This is a genomic window from Pseudomonas sp. AM8 (assembly GCF_036346475.1).
Taxonomy (GTDB): Bacteria; Pseudomonadota; Gammaproteobacteria; order Pseudomonadales; family Pseudomonadaceae; genus Aquipseudomonas; species Aquipseudomonas marginalis.
This window is the reverse complement of the sequence record NZ_JAOTNX010000001.1, coordinates 846947-871801: the sequence shown is the minus strand read 5'-3', so window position 1 is coordinate 871801 and position 24855 is coordinate 846947. Positions and strand designations below refer to the sequence as shown.

21 protein-coding genes and 1 other RNA gene are annotated in these 24855 nt (G+C 61.4%); 18 read left to right on the top strand and 4 right to left on the bottom strand.

Translation table 11 applies throughout. The annotated features are described in order from the left end of the window. Window positions 1–22: 22 nt before the first annotated feature. From rsmI to lpxC, 18 genes are all read left to right on the top strand, one after another. A complete protein-coding gene (gene rsmI / locus V3W40_RS04195) occupies window positions 23–895 on the top strand; it encodes a 16S rRNA (cytidine(1402)-2'-O)-methyltransferase (RefSeq protein WP_027604767.1) in 873 nt (290 codons plus the stop codon). Between the two features lie 96 nt (window positions 896–991). Next, window positions 992–1345, top strand: an RNA gene (gene rnpB, locus V3W40_RS04190) — RNase P RNA component class A. Between the two features lie 354 nt (window positions 1346–1699). Further along, window positions 1700–2155: a division/cell wall cluster transcriptional repressor MraZ gene (gene mraZ / locus V3W40_RS04185; protein ID WP_003171868.1), complete on the top strand. Its 456-nt coding sequence runs from the start codon at window positions 1700–1702 to the stop codon at window positions 2153–2155. Then, complete coding sequence (gene rsmH / locus V3W40_RS04180; RefSeq protein ID WP_010213048.1) at window positions 2152–3099, top strand: 16S rRNA (cytosine(1402)-N(4))-methyltransferase RsmH; 948 nt, start codon at window positions 2152–2154, stop codon at window positions 3097–3099. The genes mraZ and rsmH overlap by 4 nt, the downstream gene beginning before the upstream one ends. Beyond that, entirely contained in the window at window positions 3096–3389 is a 294-nt protein-coding gene (ftsL, locus tag V3W40_RS04175; RefSeq protein WP_003216203.1) for a cell division protein FtsL, read from the top strand. Before rsmH ends, ftsL begins: the two co-directional genes overlap by 4 nt. Further along, a complete protein-coding gene (locus tag V3W40_RS04170) occupies window positions 3389–5131 on the top strand; it encodes a peptidoglycan D,D-transpeptidase FtsI family protein (protein ID WP_162844256.1) in 1743 nt (580 codons plus the stop codon). Before ftsL ends, V3W40_RS04170 begins: the two co-directional genes overlap by 1 nt. After that, window positions 5131–6594, top strand: coding sequence for a UDP-N-acetylmuramoyl-L-alanyl-D-glutamate--2,6-diaminopimelate ligase (locus V3W40_RS04165; protein ID WP_065924259.1), 1464 nt, complete (start codon window positions 5131–5133; stop codon window positions 6592–6594). The genes V3W40_RS04170 and V3W40_RS04165 overlap by 1 nt, the downstream gene beginning before the upstream one ends. Next, a complete protein-coding gene (locus V3W40_RS04160) occupies window positions 6587–7957 on the top strand; it encodes a UDP-N-acetylmuramoyl-tripeptide--D-alanyl-D-alanine ligase (protein ID WP_330214501.1) in 1371 nt (456 codons plus the stop codon). Before V3W40_RS04165 ends, V3W40_RS04160 begins: the two co-directional genes overlap by 8 nt. Then, a complete protein-coding gene (gene mraY / locus V3W40_RS04155) occupies window positions 7957–9039 on the top strand; it encodes a phospho-N-acetylmuramoyl-pentapeptide-transferase (protein ID WP_330214500.1) in 1083 nt (360 codons plus the stop codon). Before V3W40_RS04160 ends, mraY begins: the two co-directional genes overlap by 1 nt. Window positions 9040–9045: 6 nt before the next feature. After that, window positions 9046–10392 (top strand): UDP-N-acetylmuramoyl-L-alanine--D-glutamate ligase, encoded by a 1347-nt coding sequence (gene murD, locus V3W40_RS04150; protein WP_330214499.1) that lies wholly within the window; start codon window positions 9046–9048, stop codon window positions 10390–10392. Further along, a complete protein-coding gene (gene ftsW, locus V3W40_RS04145; protein WP_065924256.1) occupies window positions 10389–11612 on the top strand; it encodes a putative lipid II flippase FtsW in 1224 nt (407 codons plus the stop codon). The genes murD and ftsW overlap by 4 nt, the downstream gene beginning before the upstream one ends. Then, window positions 11602–12672: an undecaprenyldiphospho-muramoylpentapeptide beta-N-acetylglucosaminyltransferase gene (gene murG / locus V3W40_RS04140; RefSeq protein WP_065949002.1), complete on the top strand. Its 1071-nt coding sequence runs from the start codon at window positions 11602–11604 to the stop codon at window positions 12670–12672. The genes ftsW and murG overlap by 11 nt, the downstream gene beginning before the upstream one ends. Continuing rightward, window positions 12665–14113 (top strand): UDP-N-acetylmuramate--L-alanine ligase, encoded by a 1449-nt coding sequence (gene murC, locus V3W40_RS04135; RefSeq protein ID WP_074843928.1) that lies wholly within the window; start codon window positions 12665–12667, stop codon window positions 14111–14113. Before murG ends, murC begins: the two co-directional genes overlap by 8 nt. Next, on the top strand, window positions 14110–15066 hold the full coding sequence (locus tag V3W40_RS04130) for a D-alanine--D-alanine ligase (protein ID WP_330214498.1): 957 nt from the start codon (window positions 14110–14112) through the stop codon (window positions 15064–15066). Before murC ends, V3W40_RS04130 begins: the two co-directional genes overlap by 4 nt. 4 nt (window positions 15067–15070) lie before the next feature. Then, window positions 15071–15940 (top strand): cell division protein FtsQ/DivIB, encoded by an 870-nt coding sequence (locus V3W40_RS04125; protein ID WP_027604758.1) that lies wholly within the window; start codon window positions 15071–15073, stop codon window positions 15938–15940. Between the two features lie 15 nt (window positions 15941–15955). Continuing rightward, on the top strand, window positions 15956–17218 hold the full coding sequence (gene ftsA, locus V3W40_RS04120; protein ID WP_027604757.1) for a cell division protein FtsA: 1263 nt from the start codon (window positions 15956–15958) through the stop codon (window positions 17216–17218). Between the two features lie 66 nt (window positions 17219–17284). Then, window positions 17285–18490 carry a cell division protein FtsZ gene (ftsZ, locus tag V3W40_RS04115; RefSeq protein ID WP_017526184.1) on the top strand — a complete coding sequence of 402 codons (1206 nt, stop codon included), beginning with the start codon at window positions 17285–17287 and terminating at the stop codon, window positions 18488–18490. A 112-nt stretch (window positions 18491–18602) separates the two neighbouring features. Then, the gene (lpxC, locus tag V3W40_RS04110) at window positions 18603–19514 is read left to right on the top strand and encodes a UDP-3-O-acyl-N-acetylglucosamine deacetylase (RefSeq protein ID WP_003171886.1); all 912 of its coding nucleotides are present in this window, start codon (window positions 18603–18605) and stop codon (window positions 19512–19514) included. Between the two features lie 106 nt (window positions 19515–19620). Here the strand turns inward: lpxC and V3W40_RS04105 are convergent, their stop codons facing one another. The 4 genes from V3W40_RS04105 to V3W40_RS04090 form a co-directional block, all read right to left on the bottom strand. Next, entirely contained in the window at window positions 19621–21114 is a 1494-nt protein-coding gene (locus tag V3W40_RS04105) for a sensor domain-containing diguanylate cyclase (RefSeq protein WP_330214497.1), read from the bottom strand. Between the two features lie 86 nt (window positions 21115–21200). Further along, the gene (locus V3W40_RS04100; RefSeq protein WP_330214496.1) at window positions 21201–22529 is read right to left on the bottom strand and encodes an OprD family porin; all 1329 of its coding nucleotides are present in this window, start codon (window positions 22527–22529) and stop codon (window positions 21201–21203) included. A gap of 287 nt (window positions 22530–22816) precedes the next feature. Next, the gene (locus V3W40_RS04095; protein ID WP_065948998.1) at window positions 22817–24181 is read right to left on the bottom strand and encodes a heavy metal sensor histidine kinase; all 1365 of its coding nucleotides are present in this window, start codon (window positions 24179–24181) and stop codon (window positions 22817–22819) included. Further along, window positions 24171–24848: a heavy metal response regulator transcription factor gene (locus V3W40_RS04090; RefSeq protein WP_024073527.1), complete on the bottom strand. Its 678-nt coding sequence runs from the start codon at window positions 24846–24848 to the stop codon at window positions 24171–24173. The genes V3W40_RS04095 and V3W40_RS04090 overlap by 11 nt, the downstream gene beginning before the upstream one ends. Between the last annotated feature and the right edge of the window lie 7 nt (window positions 24849–24855).

Below are 24855 nucleotides of genomic sequence, written 5' to 3'. Positions count from 1 at the left end.
GCCAACCATCGAGGTGTGCGCTTTGACTGCTCCAGGTCCTTTGAATTCCACGGCAGGCTCGCTTTTTGTCGTGGCGACGCCCATTGGCAATCTGGACGACATCAGTGCCCGGGCGCTGAAAGTGTTGCGCGAGGTTAAATTGATTGCGGCGGAAGACACTCGACACTCCCAGCGTTTGATGCAGCATTTTGGTATCAGCACGCCATTGGCGGCTTGTCACGAGCATAACGAGCGCGAAGAAGGCAGTCGCTTTATCGTGCGGTTGTTGGCGGGCGACGATGTGGCGCTGATCTCGGACGCGGGTACGCCGCTGATCTCCGACCCTGGGTACCATCTGGTCCGCCAGGCGCGTGCCGCAGGTATCAATGTAGTGCCTGTTCCTGGAGCGTGCGCGCTGATCGCTGCATTGTCGGCGGCAGGCCTGCCGTCGGACCGTTTTATTTTCGAAGGTTTCCTGCCGGCCAAGGCCGTGGGGCGTCGTGCGCGTCTACAGGCATTGAAAGAGGAGCCGCGCACGCTGATCTTCTACGAAGCGCCTCATCGTATTCTTGAATGCCTGCAGGATATGGAGCTGGTGTTCGGCGGCGAGCGCCTGGCCCTGCTGGCCCGTGAGCTGACCAAAACCTTCGAAACCCTCAAGGGCCTGCCGCTGGAAGCGCTGCGCGCGTTCGTCGAGGGCGACAGTAATCAGCAGCGCGGCGAGTGTGTGGTGTTGGTGGCGGGCTGGACCGCGCCGGAAAATGAAGAGGCCGTCGGCAGCGAGGCCATGCGTATCCTCGACCTGCTGCTCAAGGAGATGCCCCTCAAGCGCGCTGCGGCGTTGGCGGCGGAAATCACCGGGGTACGCAAGAATGTGTTGTATCAAGTCGCGCTGGATAAACAGAAAGCCGAATAGTTCCGGGGGTAAACCGGTATTCCGTCCGAACGTGATGGCAATGCTGCACTTTTAATACTTGTCCTGAGGCCGTCGTGCCGTTAACCTGCGCGGCGGAGAGTCGATTGGACAGTCGCTGCCCTCTATGAAAATTAGGGGGGGGAGGAAAGTCCGGGCTCCATAGGGCGAAGTGCCAGGTAATGCCTGGGAGGCGTGAGCCTACGGAAAGTGCCACAGAAAATAACCGCCTAAGTACTTCGGTGCCGGTAAGGGTGAAAAGGTGCGGTAAGAGCGCACCGCACGACTGGCAACAGTTCGTGGCTAGGTAAACCCCACTTGGAGCAAGACCAAATAGGGTCCCAAGGCGTGGCCCGCGCTGGGACCGGGTAGGTTGCTAAAGATGTCCAGTGATGGCCATCGTAGACGAATGACTGTTCAAGACAGAACCCGGCTTACAGATCGACTCTCCACCTTTTTCCTTCTGTCCGAATCTCGGGCAGAAAACCGGTAGTAACGCAAGAATCCCTCCCTGCCAAATCATTGGCAGATGCATCTTCGTAATACCAAAAAAATCTTACTCTTAATAAATCACTTTAACTTTGATCTGTAGCTCTTTGAGCTATTTGTGCTTGTCGAGCCAAAAACACCGCCGAACTCTGGTTTCTCCTCCTTTTACGCTCCTAAATCTCCGATCTGTAAGGCTTTTCCTTGAATCCGCGCCTTGACGGTGTGGTGGGCGCATTCCTATAGTGTGCGCAAGTGGCGGAAAGTGGCACAAAGTGGGTTTTTTGAACGTAAAACGCTAAAATTTGGAGAAACGCATCTGTGTTTCGCGGAGCTAACGCTATCAGTCTCGATGCAAAAGGCCGTCTCGCCATGCCGAGCCGGTATCGTGACGAGCTGATTTCGCGAAGTTCCGGACAGTTGATCATCACAATCGATGCCGTTGACCCTTGTTTATGTGTTTACCCCCTCGATGAGTGGGAGTTGATTGAGACCAAGTTGCGTGCCTTGCCTTCATTGCGTGAAGAAAACCGCCGTCTGCAGCGTTTGCTGATTGGTAATGCCGTCGACCTCGAGCTCGATGGCAGTGGTCGTTTCCTGGTGCCCCCGCGTTTGCGCGAGTACGCCAAGCTGGATAAGCGCGCAATGCTGGTCGGCCAACTGAACAAGTTCCAATTGTGGGACGAAGATGCCTGGGATGCTGTTTCTGCAGCTGACCTGGCTGCTATTCAACAACCGGGCGCCATGCCTGATGAACTGCGTGATTTGATCCTGTGACTATTGATAGCGGCTTTAACCACATCACCGTACTGCTTGACGAAGCCGTTGAGGCTCTCGCCGTACGCGCGGATGGCTGCTATCTGGACGGTACCTTTGGCAGGGGCGGGCATAGCCGGTTGATCCTCAGCCAGCTCGGGCCCGACGGCAAGCTCCTCGGGTTCGACAAAGACCCCCAAGCGATTGCCACCGGGCAAGCGCTAGCGGCCGAAGACGGCCGCTTTGTCGTTGTGCAGCGCAGCTTTGCCGAGCTCGGTGCCGAAGTCGCCGAGCGCGGCATGGCGGGCAAGGTGGCTGGGGTTTTGCTCGACCTGGGCGTGTCTTCGCCGCAGCTCGATGACCCGGAGCGCGGCTTCAGCTTCATGAACGACGGCCCCCTCGACATGCGCATGGACCCTACCCGTGGTGTCAGTGCCGCGCAGTTCATTGCCACTGCGCCGGTGGAAGAAATCGCCCGTGTGTTCAAGGAATACGGTGAAGAGCGCTTCGCCGGCCGCATGGCCCGTGCCGTGGTGGAACGTCGCGAAATCCAGCCGTTCGAGCGCACCGCCGACCTGGCCGAAGTGCTGAAAGTCGCCAACCCCGCGTGGGAAAAGGGCAAGAACCCGGCGACCCGCGCGTTCCAGGGCCTGCGTATCCACGTCAACAACGAATTGGGCGACCTGGAGGCTGGCCTCGAGGCTGCCCTCGAGGCGCTGGAAGTAGGCGGTCGCCTGGTGGTGATCAGTTTCCACTCCCTGGAAGACCGCATCGTCAAGCTGTTCATGCGCCGCCTGGTCAAGGGCGAGTCCGACAACCTGCCGCGCAACCTGCCGGTACGTTTCGAAGCCTTTGTGCCGAAAATCAAAATCCATGGCAAAGCGCAGTTCGCTTCCGAAGCCGAACTCAAGGCCAACCCACGTTCCCGTAGCGCCGTCATGCGCGTCGCGGAGAAGCTGCGGTGAGCAAGCTTTTCGCCAAGCCCCTCCCGGGCGGCAGCTTCTTTATGTTGCTGCTGTTTGTCGGCGTGCTGGTGTCCGCAATTGCGGTGTCCTACAGCGCCCATTACAACCGCCAACTGCTCAATACCCTCTATGGGGAATTGAGCGTGCGTGACAAGGCGCAGGCGGAGTGGGGGCGGTTGATCCTCGAGCAAAGCACCTGGACGGCCCATAGCCGTATCGAAGTGCTGGCCACCGAACAGCTGAAAATGCACATCCCGGGCGCGGCCGAAGTGCGCATGGTGGCGCCATGATGAAGCTTGAAGGCGCACTCTACCCATGGCGCTTCCGCCTGATGCTCGGCTTGCTGGCATTGATGGTGGGTGCGATTGCCTGGCGGATCATCGACCTGCAAGTGGTCGACCGTGACTTCCTGATCGGCCAGGGCGATGCCCGTAGCCTGCGTCATATCCAGATCCCTGCGCACCGTGGCCTGATCACTGACCGTAACGGCGAGCCGTTGGCGGTGAGTACGCCGGTGACCACCCTGTGGGCCAACGCCAAGGAATTGCAGGTTGCCAAGGACAAGTGGCCGCAACTGGCTGCCGCCCTGGGCCAGGATCCGAAAGCCTTGGCTGAGCGCCTCGAGGCCCAGGCAAATAAAGAATTTATCTACCTCGTTCGCGGCCTTACCCCCGAACAAGGCCAGCAGGTGCTCGACCTTAAAGTCCCCGGTGTCTACGGCATCGAGGAGTTCCGTCGTTTCTACCCTGCCGGTGAAACCACTGCCCATATGGTCGGCTTTACCGACATTGATGATCATGGTCGTGAAGGTGTGGAACTCGCCTACGATGAATGGCTGGCCGGGGTACCGGGAAAACGACAGGTCATCAAGGATCGGCGCGGCAGGTTGATCAAGGATGTCCAAGTCACTAAAAACGCCAAGGCCGGAAAGCCCTTGGCGTTGTCGATTGACCTGCGCCTGCAATATTTGGCCAACCGTGAGCTGCGTAACGCGATCATCGAGAACGGTGCCAAGGCCGGCAGCCTGGTGATCATGGACGTGAAGACCGGCGAGATCCTCGCCATGGTCAACCAACCGACCTACAACCCGAACAACCGACGCAACCTGCAACCGGCGATGATGCGTAACCGCGCGATGATCGACGTGTTCGAGCCGGGCTCGACCATGAAAGCCATCTCCATGAGTGCCGCCCTGGAAACCGGACGCTGGAAACCCAGCGACAAGGTCGAGGTGTATCCGGGTACGTTGCAACTGGGCAAATACACCATTCGTGACGTGTCCCGTACTGAAGGCCCGGTGCTGGATTTGACAGGTATCCTGATCAACTCCAGTAACGTGGGCATGAGTAAGGTCGCCTTCGATATCGGTGGTGAAACCATTTACCACCTGGCGCAGAAGATCGGCCTGGGGCAACCCACCGGCCTGGATTTCCCGGGTGAGCGCGTCGGCAACCTGCCCAACTACCGCGACTGGAAAAAAGCCGAGACCGCCACGCTTTCCTACGGCTACGGCCTGTCGGTGACCGCCATCCAGCTGGCCCATGCCTTCTCCGTGCTGGCCAATAACGGACGCATGGTGCCGTTGAGCCTGATCCACGTCGATGAAGCGCCGAAAGCCACCCAGGTGATCCCGGAAAACGTCGCCAAGACCATGCAGGGCATGCTGCAACAAGTGATCGAAGCACCGCGCGGCGTATTCCGTGCCCAGGTGCCGGCGTATCACGTGGCGGGCAAGTCCGGTACCGCGCGTAAGACGTCGGTGGGCACCAAGGGCTACGCCGAAAACTCCTACCGCTCGCTGTTCGCCGGCTTCGGCCCAATGAGCGATCCGCGCTACGCCATCGTCGTTGTGATCGATGAGCCGAGCAAGGCCGGTTACTTCGGTGGCCTGGTATCGGCACCGGTGTTCAGCAAAGTAATGTCCGGCACCCTGCGCCTGATGAACATCACCCCGGATAACCTGCCGCCGACCCAACAAGCGAATGCCGGACCACCGGCCGCTGCAGTAAAAGCCAATGGAGGGCGCGGCTGATGTCTCTTAGCCTGAACAAGATTTTTGCCCACGCCGGCCGCGATCTGCTGATTCGCGAGTTGACCCTGGACAGCCGTAACGTGCGCGCTGGCGACCTGTTCCTGGCGGTGCCGGGCGGCAAGTACGATGGCCGTGCGCACATCGCCGACGCGCTGCAGCGCGGCGCGGCTGCCGTGGCCTATGAAGTCGAAGGCGCCACGGTGCTGCCGATCACCGACGTGCCGCTGATCCCGGTCAAGGGACTGGCCAAGCAACTGTCCGATATTGCCGGGCGTTTTTACGGCGATCCGAGCCGCCACCTCAATCTGGTGGGCGTGACGGGTACCAACGGCAAGACCAGCGTGACCCAATTGGTCGCCCAGGCCCTTGACCTGCTGGGCCAGCACTGCGGCATTGTCGGCACCCTGGGTACCGGTTTTTATGGCGCGCTGCAAAGCGGCCTGCACACCACGCCGAACCCCATCGCCGTGCAAGCGACCCTGGCCGACCTGAAAAAGGCCGGTGCCAAGGCGATTGCCATGGAAGTGTCGTCCCACGGTCTGGACCAGGGCCGCGTTACCGCCCTGGCCTTTGATGTGGCAGTGATGACCAACCTGTCCCGCGATCACCTGGATTATCACGGCACCATGGAGGCGTACGCCGCCGCCAAGGCCAAGCTGTTTGCCTGGAATGACCTCAAGTGCCGGGTGATCAACCTGGACGACGCTTTTGGTCGCCAACTGGCGGCCCAAGACAGCGAAGCGCGCCTGATCACCTACAGCCTGGAAGACGCCGGCGCGTACCTGTATTGCCGCGAAGCCCAATTCAATGACGAAGGCGTGCGCGCCACGCTGGTCACGCCTCAGGGCGAGCACCACTTGCGCAGCACCCTGCTCGGGCGTTTCAACCTGAGTAATGTACTTGCCGCCATCGGCGCGCTGCTCGGCCTGGATTACGCACTGGACGAGATTCTCAAGGTGCTGCCGAAGCTCGAGGGCCCGGCCGGTCGCATGCAGCGCCTGGGTGGCGGTACGCAGCCGCTGGTGGTGGTTGACTACGCCCATACCCCGGATGCGCTGGAAAAAGTCCTCGAAGCCTTGCGCCCTCACGCCAAGGGCAAGTTGCTCTGCCTGTTCGGCTGTGGCGGTGATCGTGATCGCGGCAAGCGGCCGTTGATGGCCGAGATCGTCGAACGCCTGGCCGATGGTGTGCTCGTCACCGACGACAACCCGCGCAGCGAAGACCCGAGCCGGATTTTCGATGACATTCGCACCGGCTTCAAAGACGCATCCAAGGCCACCTTCGTCGCCGGTCGCGGCGCGGCAATCGCCCAGTTGATCGCCAGCGCCAGCGCTGACGACGTGGTTGTGCTGGCTGGTAAGGGGCACGAGGATTACCAGGAAATCAACGGCGAGCGTCATGCCTTCTCCGATCTGGTCGAGGCCGATCATGCCTTGACCGCCTGGGAGGTCGCCCATGCTTAAGGCGATGACGTTCAGTGAACTGACCCAGGCCTTGTCGGCACGCGTACTGTCGAGCGATTGCAGCTTCAGGGGTGTGAGCATCGACAGCCGTGCGATCCAGCCGGGGCAACTGTTTGTCGCCCTGGCCGGTCCGCGTTTCGACGGTCACGACTACCTGAACGAAGTCGCCGCCAAAGGCGCCGCAGGTGCCTTGGTGCAGCGCGAAGTGGCTGATTCCACCTTGCCGCAACTGCTGGTCGCCGACACCCGCCTGGCCCTCGGCCAATTGGGGGCGCTGAACCGTGCCGCTTTCGATAAGCCCGTTGCCGCCATCACCGGCTCCAGCGGCAAGACCACGGTCAAGGAACTGCTCGCCGGTATCCTGCGTACGCGCGGCCCCGTGCTGGCCACCCGTGGCAACCTGAACAATGATTTCGGCGCTCCGCTGACCCTGCTCGAACTCGCCCCGGAACACACCGCGGCGGTGATCGAACTGGGTGCATCGCGCATCGGCGAAATCGCCTACACCGTGGCGCTGACCAAGCCCCACGTCGCCATTATCAATAACGCCGGTACGGCCCACGTCGGCGAGTTCGGTGGCCCGGAAAAAATCGTCGAGGCCAAGGGTGAAATCCTTGAGGGCCTTGATGCATCGGGCACCGCAGTCTTGAACCTGGACGACAAGGCCTTCGAGACCTGGCGTGTACGCGCCGCCGGTCGCAAGGTCCTGACGTTTGCCGTGCTTAACGCCGCAGCTGATTTCCATGCCTCCGACATCACCGTCGATGCCCGTGGCTGCCCGTCCTTCACGTTGCATACCCCGCAAGGTAGCGAGCACGTGCAACTGAATTTGCTCGGCAACCATAACGTCGCCAATGCCTTGGCCGCTGCGGCTGCGGCTGGCGTCTTGGGCGTGTCGCTGTTCGGTATCGCCACGGGCCTGGGCGCGGTGCAGCCGGTCAAGGGCCGTACTGTTGCGCAACTGGCGAACAACGGCATGCGTGTGATCGATGACACCTATAACGCCAACCCGTCGTCCATCAATGCCGCTGTCGACCTGCTCAAAGGCTTCGACGGGCGCAAGGTGCTGGTGTTGGGCGATATCGGCGAGTTGGGCGACTGGGCTGAACAAGGTCATCGCGAAGTCGGGGCCTATGCCACCGGTAAAGTCGACGCCCTCTACGCCGTCGGCCCGAACATGGCCCATGCCGTGGCTGCCTTCGGCCCCGGTGCGCGCCATTTCGCCACCCAGGCCGAGTTGATCCAGGCACTGGGCGTGGCAGAACAAGACAAACACACAACCATTTTGATCAAGGGATCGCGCAGCGCGGTGATGGAAAACGTCGTCGCGGCCTTGTGTGGCTCAAGTACGGAGAAACATTAATGCTGCTGCTGCTGGCTGAGTATCTGCAACAGTTCCACAAAGGCTTCGCGGTCTTTCAGTACCTGACCCTGCGCGGGATCCTGGGTGTGCTGACCGCGCTGTCTTTGTCGCTGTTTTTAGGGCCGTGGATGATCCGCACCCTGCAGAACCTGCAAATTGGTCAATCGGTTCGTAATGACGGCCCGCAGTCGCACCTGTCCAAGTCCGGCACCCCGACCATGGGCGGTGCGCTGATCCTGTCGTCCATCGGTATCAGCACCTTGCTGTGGGCCGACCTGCACAACCGCTACGTATGGGTGGTGCTGCTGGTGACCTTGCTGTTCGGCGCCATCGGCTGGGTCGATGACTACCGCAAGGTGATCGAGAAAAACTCCAAGGGGCTGCCAAGCCGCTGGAAGTATTTCTGGCAGTCGGTGCTCGGCCTTGCCGCCGCGATCTTCCTCTACACCACGGCGCCAAGCGCAGTGGAAACCACCTTGATCATCCCGATGCTCAAGGACGCCAGCATCCCGTTGGGCATCGGCTTCGTGGTGCTGACCTACTTCGTGATCGTCGGCTCCAGCAACGCGGTGAACCTGACCGACGGCCTCGACGGCCTGGCGATCATGCCGACGGTGATGGTAGGCGGCGCGCTGGGTATCTTCTGCTACCTGTCGGGTAACGTGAAATTCGCTGAATACCTGCTGATCCCCTACGTACCGGGCGCGGGTGAGCTGATCGTGTTCTGCGGCGCCTTGATCGGTGCCGGCCTGGGGTTCCTGTGGTTCAACACCTACCCCGCACAAGTCTTCATGGGCGACGTCGGCGCACTGGCGCTGGGCGCGGCCCTGGGCACCATCGCGGTGATCGTTCGCCAGGAAATCGTGTTGTTCATCATGGGCGGCGTGTTCGTGATGGAAACCCTGTCGGTGGTCATCCAGGTGGCGTCCTTCAAGTTGACCGGGCGCCGCGTGTTCCGCATGGCGCCGATTCACCACCACTTTGAACTCAAGGGCTGGCCTGAGCCGCGTGTGATTGTCCGTTTCTGGATCATCACCGTGATTCTGGTCCTGGTCGGCCTTGCCACCCTGAAACTGAGGTAGAAACGAGTGTCCCTGATCGCTTCAGACCACTTCCGCATCGTTGTCGGCCTCGGCAAGAGCGGCATGTCCCTGGTTCGCTTCCTGGCGAACCGGGGCACGTCGTTTGCCGTGGCCGATACGCGGGAAAATCCACCGGAGCTGGTCACGCTGCGCCGTGACTACCCGCACGTGGAAGTGCGTTGTGGCGAGCTGGATGTTGAGTTTCTGTGCCGCGCCGATGAGCTCTACGTGAGCCCCGGCCTGGCCCTGGCGACACCGGCCCTGCAAGCCGCAGCGGCCCGTGGCGTGAAGCTGTCCGGCGACATCGACCTGTTTGCACGCAATGCGAAGGCGCCGATCGTGGCCATCAGCGGTTCCAACGCGAAAAGCACCGTGACCACCCTGGTCGGCGAGATGGCGATGGCGGCCGGCAAGCGCGTGGCCGTGGGCGGTAACCTCGGCACGCCGGCGCTGGACCTGCTCAGCGACGACGTCGAGCTGTACGTGATGGAACTGTCGAGCTTCCAGCTGGAAACCACCCACGACCTGGGTGCTGAAGTGGCCACCGTGTTGAACGTCAGCGAAGACCACATGGACCGTTACAGCGGCCTGCCGGCGTACCACCTGGCCAAGCACCGGATCTTCCGCGGCGCCAGGCAATTTGTGGTCAATCGCCAGGATGCGCTGAGCCGTCCGCTGATGGGCGAGGGCATGCCGTGCTGGACCTTCGGCCTGGGCAAACCCGACTTCAAGGCCTTCGGCATTCGTGAAGAGAACGGCGAGAAGTACCTGGCCTTCGAGTTCCAGAACCTGATGCCGGTGCGCGAGCTGAAAATCCGTGGCGCCCATAACCAATCCAACGCCTTGGCCGCGTTGGCGTTGGGGCACGCCGTGGGCTTGCCGTTCGACGCCATGCTGTCGAGCCTGCGCACCTTCGGCGGCCTTGAGCATCGCTGTCAGTGGGTTCGCGACCTGGACGGCGTCAGCTATTACAACGACTCCAAGGCCACCAACGTGGGGGCCGCATTGGCCGCCATAGAAGGCCTGGGCGCCGATATCGAAGGCAAACTGGTGCTGATCGCCGGTGGCGACGGCAAGGGTGCCGATTTCAAGGACCTCAAGGCACCGGTGGCTGCCCATTGCCGCGCCGTGGTGTTGATGGGCCGCGACGCCGATTTGATCGCCGCCGCGCTGGGCGATGCCGTGCCACAGGTGCGCGCCACCTCCCTGGACGACGCCATTACCCAATGCAAAGCCCTGGCCCAGCCAGGCGATGCGGTGCTGCTGTCGCCGGCGTGCGCCAGTTTCGACATGTTCAAGAACTACGAAGAGCGCGGCCAGTTGTTCGCCCGCACCGTGGAGGGCTTGGCATGAGCATTGACTTCAGAAACATCATCAAGCCGTACCCGTCGCCGATCATTACCGGGCGCGGCATCGACCTTGATTTCCCGATGCTCGCCGGTTGCCTCGCGCTGCTGGGCCTGGGCCTGGTGATGATCACCTCGGCTTCTTCCGAAGTGGCCGCCGTGCAATCGGGCAATACCCTGTACATGATGATCCGTCACCTGGTCTACCTGATCATCGGCCTGGGCGCGTGCATCGTCACCATGATGATTCCCATCGCTACCTGGCAGCGCCTGGGCTGGCTGATGCTGATCGGCGCGTTCGGCTTGCTGATCATGGTGATCCTGCCCGGCATTGGCCGCGAGGTGAACGGCTCGATGCGCTGGATTGGCTTCGGTGCGTTCAACGTGCAGCCGTCGGAAATCGCCAAGGTGTTCGTGGTGATCTACCTGGCCGGTTACCTGGTGCGTCGCCAGAAGGAAGTGCGCGAAAGCTGGATGGGCTTCTTCAAGCCATTCATCGTGCTGCTGCCCATGGCCGGCCTGTTGCTGATGGAGCCTGACTTCGGCGCCACCGTGGTGATGATGGGCGCGGCGGCGGCGATGCTGTTCCTCGGCGGCGTGGGCTTGTTCCGCTTCAGCTTGATGGTGGTGCTGGCAGTGGCTGCGGTGACCATCCTGGTACAGGCGCAACCGTACCGGATGGCGCGTCTGATCACCTTTACCGACCCCTGGTCCGACCAGTTCGGTTCCGGCTACCAATTGACCCAGGCCTTGATCGCCTTCGGTCGCGGCGAATGGTTGGGCGTGGGCCTGGGCAACAGCGTGCAGAAGCAGTTCTACCTGCCGGAAGCGCACACCGACTTCGTGTTCTCCGTACTCGCCGAAGAACTCGGCGTGGTCGGCTCGCTGTGCACCGTCGCCCTGTTCGTGTTCGTGTGTGTACGCGGCATGTACATCGGCCTGTGGGCCGAGAAGGCCAAACAGTATTTCGCCGCCTATGTGGCCTACGGCTTGTCGTTCCTGTGGATCGGCCAGTTCCTGATCAACATCGGGGTGAACGTCGGCCTGCTGCCGACCAAGGGCCTGACCTTGCCGTTCCTCAGTTACGGCGGCAGTTCGTTGGTGATCTGCTGCGCCTGTCTTGGCTTGTTGCTGCGTATCGAGTGGGAGAGTCGAACCCACCTGGGCAGCGAAGAGATGGAGTTCAGCGAAAGCGACTTCGCCGAGGAGCCGACCCATGGGCGCTAACGTGCTGATCATGGCCGGCGGCACCGGGGGCCATGTGTTCCCGGCCCTGGCGTGCGCGCGGGAATTCCAGAACCGTGGCTACACCGTGCACTGGCTGGGTACACCGCGCGGCATCGAAAACGAGTTGGTGCCGAATGCGGGCTTGCCGTTGCACCTGATCAACGTCACGGGCCTGCGCGGCAAGGGCAAGTTGTCCCTGCTCAAGGCACCGTTCGTGTTGCTCAAGGCGGTGTGGCAGGCGCGCAAGGTCATCCGTGAATTGCAGCCGGTGTGTGTGCTCGGCTTCGGTGGTTATGTTACCGGCCCCGGTGGCGTCGCCGCCAGGCTTGCCGGCGTGCCGGTGATCGTGCACGAGCAGAACGCCGTGGCCGGTACCGCCAACCGTTTGCTGGTGCCGTTGGCTGCACGGGTGTGCGAGGCGTTCCCCAACACCTTCAGTGTGTCGGATAAGCGCCGTACCACCGGCAACCCGGTGCGCACCGAGCTGTTTATGGATATCGCCCGCGAAGCACTCGCAGGGCGCAAGGCGCACCTGCTGATCCTGGGCGGAAGCCTGGGTGCCGAGCCGCTGAATAAATTGCTGCCGGAAGCCGTGGCGCAACTCCCTGTGGAATTGCGCCCGGAGATCTTCCACCAGGCCGGCAAGAACCACGATGAAGTCACCGCCACGCGTTATCGCGACGCCGGTGTGGCGGCCAATGTGCAGCCCTTTATCAAAGACATGGCCCATGCCTATGGCTGGGCCGACCTGGTGGTCTGTCGCGCGGGTGCGTTGACCGTCAGTGAACTGGCTGCTGCCGGTCTGCCGTCCTTGCTGGTGCCCTTGCCCCACGCCATCGACGATCACCAGACCCGCAACGCCGAATATTTGGCCGGGGAGGGCGCTGCCTTCCTGCTGCCGCAAAGAACGACTGGCGCCGCCGATTTGGCCGCACGCCTGACCGAGGTTTTGATGCAACCGGAACGACTCAACAACATGGCGAGCACCGCAAGCCGCCTGGCCAAACCTGACGCAACCCGCACCGTGGTCGATATCTGCCTGGAGGTGGCCCATGGTTGAGAATCAGAAAGCCATGCCACAACCGGAAATGCGCCGCATCCGTCGCATCCACTTCGTCGGTATCGGCGGCGTGGGCATGTGCGGCATCGCCGAAGTGTTGCTGAACCTGGGCTACCAGGTGTCCGGCTCGGATTTGAAAGAGTCGCCGGTCACCGAGCGCCTGAAGTCCTTTGGCGCGCAGATATTTATCGGTCACCGCGCCGAGAACGCTGCCGAGGCTGACGTGCTGGTGGTGTCCAGCGCCGTGAACACCTCCAACCCGGAAGTGGCCACTGCTCTTGAGCGCCGCATTCCCGTGGTGCCACGCGCCGAGATGCTCGCCGAGCTGATGCGCTATCGCCACGGCATCGCCGTCGCCGGTACCCATGGCAAGACCACCACCACCAGCCTGATCGCCTCGGTGTTCGCCGCCGGTGGCCTGGACCCGACCTTCGTCATCGGTGGCCGCCTTAATGCAGCCGGTACCAATGCCCAGCTTGGTACCAGCCGCTACCTGATCGCCGAAGCCGATGAAAGCGACGCCAGTTTCCTGCACCTGCAACCGCTGGTCGCTGTGGTCACCAACATCGACGAAGATCACATGGCCACCTACGACGGTGACTTCAACAAGTTGAAGAAAACCTTCGTCGAGTTCCTGCACAACCTGCCGTTCTACGGTCTGGCCGTGCTCTGCCTGGACGACCCGGTGGTGCGTGAAATCCTGCCCCAGGTCAAGCGTCCGACCGTGACCTACGGCTTCAGCGAAGACGCCGACGTGCGCGCGATCAATGTGCGCCAGGAAGGCATGCAGACCTACTTCACCGTGCTGCGTCCCGACCGCGAGCCGCTGGATGTGTCGGTGAACATGCCGGGCAACCACAACGTATTGAATTCCCTGGCGACCATCTGCATCGCCTCCGACGAGGGCGTCAGCGATGAAGCCATCGTCGAGGGCCTGTCGCGCTTTGCCGGTGTCGGCCGACGCTTCCAGGTCTACGGCCAACTGTCGGTGGAAGGCGGTGACGTGATGCTGGTGGATGACTATGGTCACCACCCGACCGAAGTTGCCGCGGTGATCAAGGCCGTGCGCGGTGGCTGGCCGGAGCGTCGCCTGGTGATGGTCTACCAGCCGCACCGCTACAGCCGCACCCGCGATTTGTACGACGATTTCGTCAATGTGCTGGCCGATGCCAACGTGCTGCTGTTGATGGAGGTCTACCCGGCCGGTGAAGAACCGATCCCGGGCGCCGACAGCCGCAAGCTGTGCAACAGCATCCGCCAGCGCGGCCAGTTGGACCCTATCTACATCGAGCGCGGTGTGGACCTGGCGCCGATCGTCAAGCCGCTGCTGCGTGCCGGCGATATCCTGCTGTGCCAGGGCGCCGGTGATATCGGCGGCCTTGCGCCTAAGTTGCTGGCGAGCCCGCTGTTTGCGGCCGCCAAGAAGGGGGCGTCGAAATGACCGCTGACTACGGCTCCCTGTTCTCCACCGTCACGCCAGCCGACTTCGGCCGCGTGGCCGTGCTGTTCGGCGGCAAGAGCGCCGAGCGCGAAGTGTCGCTCAAGTCCGGCAACGCCGTGCTCGAAGCGCTGCAAAGTGCCGGCGTGAATGCGTTCGGGATCGACGTGGGCGATGACTTCCTCGCCCGCCTGCAGGCCGAGAAGATCGACCGTGCCTTCATCATCCTGCACGGCCGTGGCGGTGAAGACGGCAGCATGCAGGGCCTGTTGGAGTGTGCCGGTATCCCTTACACCGGCAGCGGCATCCTCGCTTCGGCACTGGCCATGGACAAGTTGCGCACCAAGCAGGTGTGGCACAGCCTGGGTATTCCCACCCCGCGTCACAGCGTTCTGTGCAGCGAAGACGATTGTATTTCTGCAGCCAAGGAACTGGGCCTGCCTTTGATCGTCAAACCTGCCCATGAAGGCTCCAGTATCGGCATGGCTAAAGTGAACTCGGCCGCCGAATTGATCGACGCATGGAAAGCGGCAAGTACCTACGATTCGCAAGTGTTGGTGGAACAGTGGATCCAGGGTCCCGAGTACACCATCGCCACCCTGCGTGGCCAGGTATTGCCGCCCATCGCATTGGGCACGCCCCACACCTTTTACGACTACGACGCCAAGTACCTGGCCTCCGATACCCAGTACCGGATCCCGTGCGGCCTTGACGCAACCAAAGAACAGGAATTGATGGACCTCACGGCGAAAGCCTGTGAGGCGTTGGGTATTGCCGGTTGGGCACGGGCAGACGTGATGCAGGATGACCAAGGGAATTTCTGGTTCCTGGAAGTCAACACCGCACCGGGCATGACCGACCACAGCCTGGTACCGATGGCCGCTCGCGCAGCCGGCCTGGATTTCCAGCAATTGGTGCTGGCGATTCTGGCCGCCAGCATCGAGCCAAGAGGCTAAGGACATGAAAGGCGCATCGCTTCGTCATCAGCCCCCACAAGCACCGAGCCGCAAGCCGGTGCCACGGGGTGCCAGTCGAATGGTGGCTAAAGAGCCGATGTCGGCGCGCCTGCCGAAAGCCAACTTTGGTTTCCTCAAGGCGCTGTTCTGGCCGGTGATGCTGGTGGTGCTGGGCTTCGGCACTTACGAGGGCGCGCAGCGTCTATTGCCCTATGCCGACCGGCCGATCACCAAGATCAGCGTACAGGGCGATTTGAGCTACATCAGCCAGCAAGCGGTGCAGCAGCGTATCGGCCCGTTCCTGGCGGCGAGCTTCTTCACCATTGACCTGGCGGGTATGCGCCGGGAGCTGGAACAGATGCCGTGGATCGCCCACGCCGAAGTCCGCCGCGTCTGGCCGGACCAGGTGACGATCCGCCTGGAAGAACAGCTCCCCGTGGCCCGTTGGGGCGATGAGGCGCTGTTGAACAACCAGGGCCAGGCGTTCACCCCGCGTGAGCTGGCCAATTACGAGCACCTGCCGCAGCTGTTCGGGCCGCAGCGGGCGCAGCAGCAAGTGATGCAGCAGTACCAGGCCTTGAGCCAGATGCTGCGGCCAATGGGCTTCTCCATTGCACGCCTGGAATTGCGTGAACGGGGTAGCTGGTTTTTGACGACCGGGGCAGGCAGTTCCGGCCCGGGCATCCAGTTGTTGCTGGGACGCGACCGCTTGGTGGAAAAGATGCGCCGCTTCATCGCCATCTATGACAAGACCTTGAAAGAACAGATTACGAACATTGCGAGCGTCGACCTGCGTTACGCCAACGGCCTTGCCGTCGGCTGGCGTGAACCGGCTGCGCCCACGGCAGCGCAACCCGCTGTCGCGAAGAATTAAGAAGAGGCAGGACCCATGGCAAACGTGCAAAGCGGCAAAATGATCGTCGGTCTCGATATCGGCACCTCCAAGGTGGTGGCGCTGGTGGGCGAGGTCGGGGAAGACGGCACGATCGAAATCGTCGGTATTGGCACGCATCCGTCCCGTGGCCTGAAGAAGGGCGTGGTGGTCAACATCGAGTCCACCGTGCAATCGATCCAGCGCGCCATCGAAGAAGCGCAGCTGATGGCCGGTTGCCGGATTCACTCGGCGTTCGTCGGCGTGGCGGGCAACCATATCCGCAGCCTGAACTCCCACGGCATCGTGGCGATTCGCGACCGCGAAGTCAGCGCCGCCGACCTTGAGCGCGTCCTCGACGCCGCCCAGGCCGTGGCGATCCCGGCTGACCAGCGCGTGCTGCACACCCTGCCGCAGGACTACGTGATCGATAACCAGGAAGGTGTTCGCGAGCCCCTGGGCATGTCGGGCGTACGTCTGGAAGCCAAGGTCCACGTGGTGACCTGTGCCGTCAACGCCGCGCAGAACATTGAAAAATGCGTGCGCCGCTGCGGCCTGGAAATCGACGACATCATTCTCGAGCAGCTTGCCTCCGCGTATTCGGTACTGACCGACGACGAAAAAGAGCTTGGCGTATGCCTGGTGGACATCGGCGGCGGCACCACCGACATCGCGATCTTCACCGAGGGTGCTATTCGTCACACCGCCGTGATCCCGATTGCCGGCGACCAGGTGACCAACGACATCGCCATGGCGCTGCGTACACCGACCCAGTACGCCGAAGAAATCAAGATCCGCTACGCCTGCGCCCTGGCCAAGCTGGCCGGTGCCGGTGAAACCATCAAGGTGCCGAGCGTGGGCGACCGTCCACCGCGTGAGCTGTCGCGCCAGGCCCTGGCCGAAGTGGTCGAGCCGCGCTACGACGAGCTGTTCACCCTGATCCAGGCTGAACTGCGTCGCAGCGGCTACGAAGATTTGATCCCGGCCGGCATCGTGCTGACCGGTGGCACCTCGAAGATGGAAGGCGCGGTCGAACTGGCCGAGGAAATCTTCCACATGCCGGTCCGCCTGGGTGTTCCCCATGGCGTCAAAGGCCTGGGCGACGTGGTGCGCAACCCGATTTATTCCACCGGTGTGGGCTTGCTGTTGTACGGGCTGCAAAAGCAGACCGACGGCATTTCCCTGTCGGGCCCGAGCAACCGTGACAGCTACCGCAGCGACGACGAGGCCAAGGCGCCGTTGTTCGAGCGGTTGCAGGCTTGGGTTAAAGGCAATTTCTAAAGATTTACCGCAACACCGTTTCAAGTAGTAGGCGAAAAAACTAGAGAAAACGAAAGGAGAGGGAACATGTTCGAACTCGTAGACAACATCCCCGCCAGCCCGGTCATCAAAGTGATCGGTGTCGGCGGTGGCGGCGGCAACGCTGTCAACCATATGGTCAAGAGCAACATTGAAGGCGTTGAATTCATCTGCGCCAACACTGACGCCCAGGCGCTGAAAAGCATCGGCGCGCGGACCATCCTGCAATTGGGCACAGCCGTGACCAAGGGCCTCGGTGCCGGCGCCAATCCGGAAGTCGGCCGTCAAGCCGCCCTGGAAGACCGCGAGCGTATTGCCGAAGTGCTGCAGGGCACCAACATGGTGTTCATCACCACGGGCATGGGTGGCGGTACCGGTACCGGTGCAGCGCCGATCATTGCCGAAGTGGCCAAGGAAATGGGGATTCTGACGGTTGCGGTCGTGACCCGTCCGTTCCCGTTCGAAGGCCGCAAGCGCATGCAGATCGCCGACGAAGGTATCCGTCTGCTGTCTGAAAGCGTCGACTCGTTGATCACCATTCCCAACGAGAAGCTGCTGACCATCCTGGGCAAGGACGCGAGCCTGCTGTCCGCGTTCGCCAAGGCTGACGATGTACTGGCCGGTGCCGTTCGCGGTATCTCCGACATCATCAAGCGCCCGGGCATGATCAACGTCGACTTTGCCGACGTCCGTACTGTCATGAGCGAAATGGGCATGGCGATGATGGGCACTGGCTGCGCCAGCGGTCCGAACCGTGCACGCGAAGCCACTGAAGCGGCCATCCGCAACCCGTTGCTGGAAGACGTGAACCTGCAAGGCGCACGCGGCATCCTGGTGAACATCACCGCCGGTCCTGACCTGTCCCTGGGTGAGTACTCCGACGTGGGTAGCATCATCGAAGCCTTCGCTTCCGAGCACGCCATGGTCAAAGTCGGTACCGTTATCGATCCGGACATGCGCGACGAACTGCACGTGACCGTGGTTGCTACCGGCCTGGGCGCAAAAATCGAGAAGCCTGTGAAGGTCATCGACAACACCCTGCATAACAGCCAGGCCAGCCACGCGAGCCAAGCGGCTGCCGCTCCAGCGCCTTCGCGCCAGGAACTGCCGTCGGTGAACTACCGTGACCTGGATCGTCCGACCGTGATGCGCAACCAGGCTCAGGCCGGTGCTGCGGCGTCCCGTAGCCCGAATCCGCAAGATGATCTGGACTACCTGGACATCCCGGCATTCCTGCGTCGTCAGGCTGATTAATGGAATGTATCAGGGCTATGAAGGTGATTGGTGTTCAGCAAAGGTCTGGTCTGCTATTATCGCCAGCCTTTGTTGATACCAGTTCGCAATTTGCGCTGAAGCGGTCCAAGCCATGATTAAACAACGCACCCTGAAGAATATTATTCGTGCCACAGGTGTAGGTCTGCACTCCGGGGAGAAGGTATACCTGACCCTCAAGCCTGCACCTGTCGACACCGGCATCGTGTTTGTGCGTGCCGACCTGGACCCTGTGGTGCAGATTCCTGCTCGCGCGGAAAATGTTGGCGAAACCACGATGTCGACCACGTTGGTCAACGGTGACGTCAAAGTGGACACGGTGGAGCACTTGCTCTCGGCCATGGCCGGTTTGGGCATCGATAACGCCTACGTCGAGCTCTCCGCGTCCGAAGTCCCGATCATGGATGGCAGCGCTGGACCCTTCGTATTCTTGATTCAATCTGCCGGCCTGGAAGAACAGGACGCAGCCAAGAAGTTCATACGCATTCTGCGGGAAGTGACAGTAGAAGACGGCGACAAGCGCGCCACCTTCGTCCCGTTCGAAGGCTTTAAAGTGAGCTTTGAGATCGATTTCGATCACCCGGTATTCCGTGACCGCACCCAGAGTGCAAGCGTGGATTTTTCCAGCACTTCGTTCGTAAAAGAAGTCAGCCGCGCCCGTACCTTTGGTTTCATGAGTGACATCGAGTACCTGCGCAAGCACAACCTCGCACTCGGCGGCAGCGTTGAAAACGCCATTGTGGTCGACGCGGATGGTGTACTGAACGAAGACGGCCTTCGCTATGAAGACGAATTCGTGAAGCACAAGATCCTCGATGCAATCGGTGACCTCTACCTGCTGGGCAATAGCCTGATAGGCGAGTTCAAAGGCTTCAAGTCGGGCCACGCCCTTAACAACCAGCTGCTGCGCAAGTTGATTGAGCAGACAGACGCTTGGGAAGTCGTGACCTTCGAAGATGCCAGCACCGCACCGATCTCTTACATGCGTCCCGTTGCGGCGGTGTAAGTCACAACTCTCTTTCTTTAGTTTTTAAAGGCTGCCTTCGGGTGGCCTTTTTTTATGTGCCTGTGGCGCGCCTCCCTCGTTCCCATGCGCAGCGTGGGGGCGATCATCACCCCTCACTGGCATCCACAATCCGATTGCGCCCCGTGTGCTTGGCCTCATACAACGCCCTGTCCGCACTGAGCAGCAAAGCCTCCAGGGACATCCGGCTGCGCTTGTCCCGGGTGCTCATGCCGATGCTTGCCGTGATCGGCTGCTCATCCCCCGCTACCCGTGGTAAATGTTCGATGCTGCTGCGGATATGCTCGGCGATGACCCACGCGCCCTTGGCGTCCGTATTGGGCAGTACAACCGCGAACTCCTCGCCGCCGTAACGTGCCGCGAGGTCGGCAGGGCGGCGGATATTGGCGCTGATCACCTGGGCCACCGTGCGCAGTGCTGCATCGCCACCATGATGGCCGTGGCGGTCGTTGAAGGCCTTGAAGTGGTCCACGTCGATCATCAGCACGGTCAGTGGTTCGAGCGAACGTTGCGCCCGGTCCCATTCAAGGCGCAGGCGTTCGTCGAGAATGCGGCGGTTGGCCAGGCCGGTCAGGGCGTCGGTGGCTGCCAGTTCTGACAGGACGCGCTCTGCGCGATAACGGCGGCGCAGTTCCCGGCGCAGCATCCAGGTCAGCCATAACAAGCCGATACACAGGATGCCCGTGGCGCCACTGGTCAGCAGTGCGGCGCGCTTCCAGGGGGCGAATACATCTTCACTGGACAGGGCCACTACCACGATCAGCGGCAGGTCTCCGACATTGGTGAACGTGTACAGGCGCTCCTTGCCGCTGATGGCAGAGATGGCCTGGAAGGTGCCACTGCCTTCACGCAGTATCCTCTTGAAATTCGGTCGCTCGCTCAGGTCCTTGTCGATCATGTCGCTTTCGAGCAGCGGCTGCTGGGCCAATAAAAAGCCTTTTTTATTAAGCAGGTTAACGCTGCTGCTGTTGCCGATGGTGACGGTGTTGAACAGCTGGTCGAAATAGGCCAGGCGCATGGTCGCGACCGCAACGCCAGCAAACTCACCGTTAGGCCCCGACACACGCCGGCTGAATGCCATGCGCCAGACCTGATCGCAGTCGCAATGAATCTTGAACGGCCGGCTGATATACAAGCCGGCCTGGGCGTCCTTGGTATGCACCTGGAAGTAATCGCGATTGGCAAAATTGCGCGGGGTGGGCTGCAGGGTGGAAGAATCGGCGATCACCGCACCATTGGCGTCCAACAACAGCACTTCACCCTTGAAAGGTGCGGCAGTGGACAAGTCAAACTGCACCAGGTGCTGGATATTCGCCGCAACCTGGGCCAGGTCTTCGCGTTGTTTGGCGGCAATCAACCCTTTGAGTGCCAGGTCGTAGAGCTCGACGTTACGCAGCACATCGGCGTTGATCAGTTGGGCAATGTTGGTGGTTGAGCGCGTAGCGGCCTGCAGGGTGCTGGCGTGTTCGCGGATCAGCAACGCTGCGACGATGACCACGATCAAGACAACAGTGATACCGCTGCCCAAAACCATTAACAGTTCTGGGCGTGCGGGCAGGATACGGACATGGCGTTGGCTCATCGGGCAGACTTCAGCGATGTGGATGCTGGCAGTTTAGTTCTACCCGATGAAAATTAAATACTCGGTTAAAAAGAAAGATCTACGCGTTAGAACACGTTGATCGGGTAGTCGACGATCACCCGGTATTCATCCACATCCCGGTCTACCGCCGAGTAGCCATGACTGCCGCGATTGGTCGCCCATTGCAGGCGCACGGCCAAATCCTTGGCCTTGCCACCCTGCACCACATACTTCAAATCGATATCCCGTTCCCAGTGCTTGGCGTCCTTGCCGTCAGCGCTGTACCAGGCACTGTAGCCACGGCTTTGCGGGTCGACTTTGGTCAGATCGGTCTTACCGCTGATGTAGGACACCGCCGAGGTAAGGCCAGGCATGCCGAGGCCCGCGAAGTCGTAGGCGTACTTGAGCTTCCATGAGCGCTCATTGGGACCGTTGAAGTCCGAGTATTGCTGGGAGTTGTCCAGGTACACGCTGTCGCCCTGGCTGATGTAGTCGAACGGCGTGTTGCCGTTGACCCGCTGGTAGGCGGCGGTGACGCTGTGGTGACCCACGCCGACGGTGAAGTGCAGGCTGTAGGTGTTGTTGTCGATATCCCCGAGCAGCGACTGGCCGGTGTCCTGGCTGTGGTAGTAGTGCAGGCCCGGGTTGAGGCTGACCAGGTCGTTCAGCGCGTAGGTGTAGTCCAGGTCGTAGTAGTACTGGTGCCACACGTCCTTGAGTTCGGAAGCGTACAGGTTGCTGGTCACTCCCGGGATGCCGCTGAACGACACGCCCGCCCAATTCATGTGCTGGCTGTCAGCGTTGCTCGGCAATGCGCCATAGCTGGTGCCGATGCGTCGGTGGCCGCTCTGGTTGTAGAGCTTGGTGAAGCTGGCCTGGCCGCCTTCGAGCATCCAGCCGTCGAAACTGTGGTTGCTCAGGCTCACGCCACGGAAAGTCTGCGGCAGCATGCGCGTCATGCCGCCGGCGATCACCGGGTTGTTGAGGAACAGGTCGCCGGCCTTCAACTCGGTATCGAAGGCGCGCATCTTCAAGGTGCCCCCTGCGGTGGAAAACGAACCGGGCGCTTTGCCGCTGCCGTCAGTGCTGCCGTAGGGAAGGATGCTGGAACCGTCGGTGCCGCCACCGCCGTCGAGCTTGAGGCCGAGCATGGCGTGGGCGTCCAGGCCGAAGCCGACGGTGCCCTGTGTGTAGCCGGATTCGAAGGTGCCTATAAAACCCTGGCCCCATTCCTTGCTGTCATCGGTGTGGATGTCGCGACGGTCGCGGTTCATGTAGTAGTTGCGGGTGTTGATGTCGAGGTGCGAGCCTTCGACGAATCCGTCGGCGGGGGTGGTGTCTGCCGCGTGGGCAAGGGGAACGATCGTTGCTGCAATCGCGAGGAATAACGGGGTGAACGTCAGCGAGTTCTTCACCGGTGGAGCTCCTTTGGTCAATCGAAAACGGCCAGTGTCGTGGGGGTGTGCCTGGCCTTTTTTTAGCGCAAAAAAAAGCCGCTGAAGTCAGCGGCTTTAAGACAGATTCCCAGTGTAGAGCCCTGGAAATAAGTCGAGGGAAATTCGGGTAAGCGGGTCAGCTGCCTTTGCCGTCGCGCTCATCGATGCGTCAAATTAACGCAGGCGAGCGCTGCGATACAGAGTGTAACAAGATAATGACTGTTGCCAAAACAGCAACAGTGATGCTGGGGCCATGGGGGAGATGTCTAGACCGGCAGAGTGATGCCAAAGGTATTGCCGCTGACATCGCTACGCACGAACACATCGCCGCCATGCATCAGCGCAATCGCCTTGACGATCGCCAGCCCCAAACCGTGATTCGCCCCGCTGTTGCTGCGCGACGCATCCACCCGATAGAAACGTTCGAACAGCCGGGGCAGGTGTTCGCTGGCAATCACATCGCCAGGGTTGGTCACGCCGATGGCTACCTGATGCTCCAGCACTTCAATGTTCACGTCGATCACCTGCCCGGGCGCGGTGTGCTGCACCGCATTGCTCAGCAGGTTGATCAGCGCGCGGCGCAGGTGGGCTTTTTCGATCTGTACCTGGGCGTCGCCGTGGACCTGCACCCGGACCTGGGCGTCTTCGAGGATGAAGTCCAGGTAGTCGAGGGTGGTGGCTACCTCGTCGGCCAATGAGCTTTCAATCAGCTTGGTGGCCTTGCTGCCCTGGTCGGCGCTGGCGAGGAACAACATGTCGTTGATGATCGAGCGCAGGCGTTCCAATTCCTCGAGGTTGGATTGCAGCACCTCGAAATAATGCTCGGCCGAACGCCCGCGCGTCAGGGCGACCTGGGTCTGGCCGATCAGGTTGGTGAGCGGTGAGCGCAGTTCGTGGGCGACGTCGGCGTTGAACGACTCCAGGCGCGAGTAGGCCTGTTCCACGCGGTCCAGGGTGGAGTTGAACGAGTTGACGAACTGGCTCAGCTCCGGCGGCAGCGGTGACAGTTGCAGGCGCCCGGAGAGCTTCGGCGGCGCCAGCTTCTGTGCTTCATCCGAGAGTTTGCCCAGCGGCTTGAGGCCAATGCGCGACACCCAGAACCCCAGCAGCGCCGCCAGCGCCACGCCGACCAGCGCCAGGCTGACCAGTGCCACCAGCAGATGGTGCTGGGTCGCGCGGAAGTTCTCAGTGTCGATGGCGATCATGAAACGCAGCGGCGGGCGTTGGTCCTTGGCCGGGAACTGGCTCACCAGCACTTTGAACGGGTATTCGCGCCCCGGCAGGTGCAGGTCGCGCTTGCCCGTCGGGCCTTCGGCGAAGGTGCGGATCCGCGCATCGGGGTTGCCGTACTCGTAGTTCGGATCGCTGCTGACGACCCAGAAGCGGATACGCTTGTCTTCCTCACCCAATAATTTGAGCTTGGCTTGAATCTTCACCCAATGGTCCGGCGTGCCGAAGCGGTTCACAGAGGATTCCAACACGCTGTAGCGCGCATCCAGCTCCGCCCCTGGCAGCAAGCCCAGGCTGCGATCCACCTGCTGATACAGCGCGCCGCCGATCAACAGGAATATCAGCGCCGCCACCAGGGTGAACATGCTGCTGAGGCGCAGCGCAATGGAATTAGCCGACACTGCGATTCTCCAGCACATAACCCATGCCGCGAATGGTGTGCAGCAGCTTGTGTTCGAACGGCCCGTCAAGCTTGGCGCGCAGGCGCTTGATCGCCACTTCCACGACGTTGGCGTCACTGTCGAAATTGATGTCCCAGACCATTTCTGCAATCGAGGTCTTGGAGAGGATCTCGCCCTGGCGCCGCGCCAATACGCTGAGCAGCGAGAACTCCTTGGCGGTCAGGTCCAGGCGCACGCCATTGCGGCTGGCCTTGCGGCTGATCAGGTCGATCCACAGGTCGGCAACGGTCACTTGCACCGGCTCGTGGCCGCCGCTGCGGCGGGTCAGGGCTTGCAGGCGCGCCACCAGTTCGAGGAAGGAAAACGGTTTGCCAAGATAATCGTCGGCGCCTTCGCGCAGGCCGCGGATACGGTCTTCCACGCGCTCGCGGGCGGTCAGCATGATCACCGGTGTCTGTTTGCGCGCACGCAACGCCCTCAGCACGCCAAAGCCATCGAGGCCGGGCAGCATCACGTCGAGCACGATCACCGCGTAATCGTTCTCCAGCGCCAGGTGCAGGCCCTCGACGCCCTCGCGCGCCACATCGACGGTGTAGCCTTGCTCCGTCAGGCCTCGGTGCAGGTAATCGGCGGTTTTTTCTTCATCTTCAACAATCAGTACGCGCATGAGCCTT

Excerpts from the sequence above, each read along its gene's own strand:
- V3W40_RS04170 (WP_162844256.1), top strand. The coding sequence starts at position 3,389 with ATGAAGCTTGAAGGCGCACTCTACCCATGGCGCTTCCGCCTGATGCTC.
- V3W40_RS04165 (WP_065924259.1), top strand. The coding sequence starts at position 5,131 with ATGTCTCTTAGCCTGAACAAGATTTTTGCCCACGCCGGCCGCGATCTG.
- V3W40_RS04160 (WP_330214501.1), top strand. The coding sequence starts at position 6,587 with ATGCTTAAGGCGATGACGTTCAGTGAACTGACCCAGGCCTTGTCGGCA.
- mraY (WP_330214500.1), top strand. The coding sequence starts at position 7,957 with ATGCTGCTGCTGCTGGCTGAGTATCTGCAACAGTTCCACAAAGGCTTC.
- ftsW (WP_065924256.1), top strand. The coding sequence starts at position 10,389 with ATGAGCATTGACTTCAGAAACATCATCAAGCCGTACCCGTCGCCGATC.
- murG (WP_065949002.1), top strand. The coding sequence starts at position 11,602 with ATGGGCGCTAACGTGCTGATCATGGCCGGCGGCACCGGGGGCCATGTG.
- murC (WP_074843928.1), top strand. The coding sequence starts at position 12,665 with ATGGTTGAGAATCAGAAAGCCATGCCACAACCGGAAATGCGCCGCATC.
- V3W40_RS04130 (WP_330214498.1), top strand. The coding sequence starts at position 14,110 with ATGACCGCTGACTACGGCTCCCTGTTCTCCACCGTCACGCCAGCCGAC.
- V3W40_RS04125 (WP_027604758.1), top strand. The coding sequence starts at position 15,071 with ATGAAAGGCGCATCGCTTCGTCATCAGCCCCCACAAGCACCGAGCCGC.
- ftsA (WP_027604757.1), top strand. The coding sequence starts at position 15,956 with ATGGCAAACGTGCAAAGCGGCAAAATGATCGTCGGTCTCGATATCGGC.
- ftsZ (WP_017526184.1), top strand. The coding sequence starts at position 17,285 with ATGTTCGAACTCGTAGACAACATCCCCGCCAGCCCGGTCATCAAAGTG.
- lpxC (WP_003171886.1), top strand. The coding sequence starts at position 18,603 with ATGATTAAACAACGCACCCTGAAGAATATTATTCGTGCCACAGGTGTA.
- V3W40_RS04105 (WP_330214497.1), bottom strand. The coding sequence starts at position 21,114 with ATGAGCCAACGCCATGTCCGTATCCTGCCCGCACGCCCAGAACTGTTA.
- V3W40_RS04090 (WP_024073527.1), bottom strand. The coding sequence starts at position 24,848 with ATGCGCGTACTGATTGTTGAAGATGAAGAAAAAACCGCCGATTACCTG.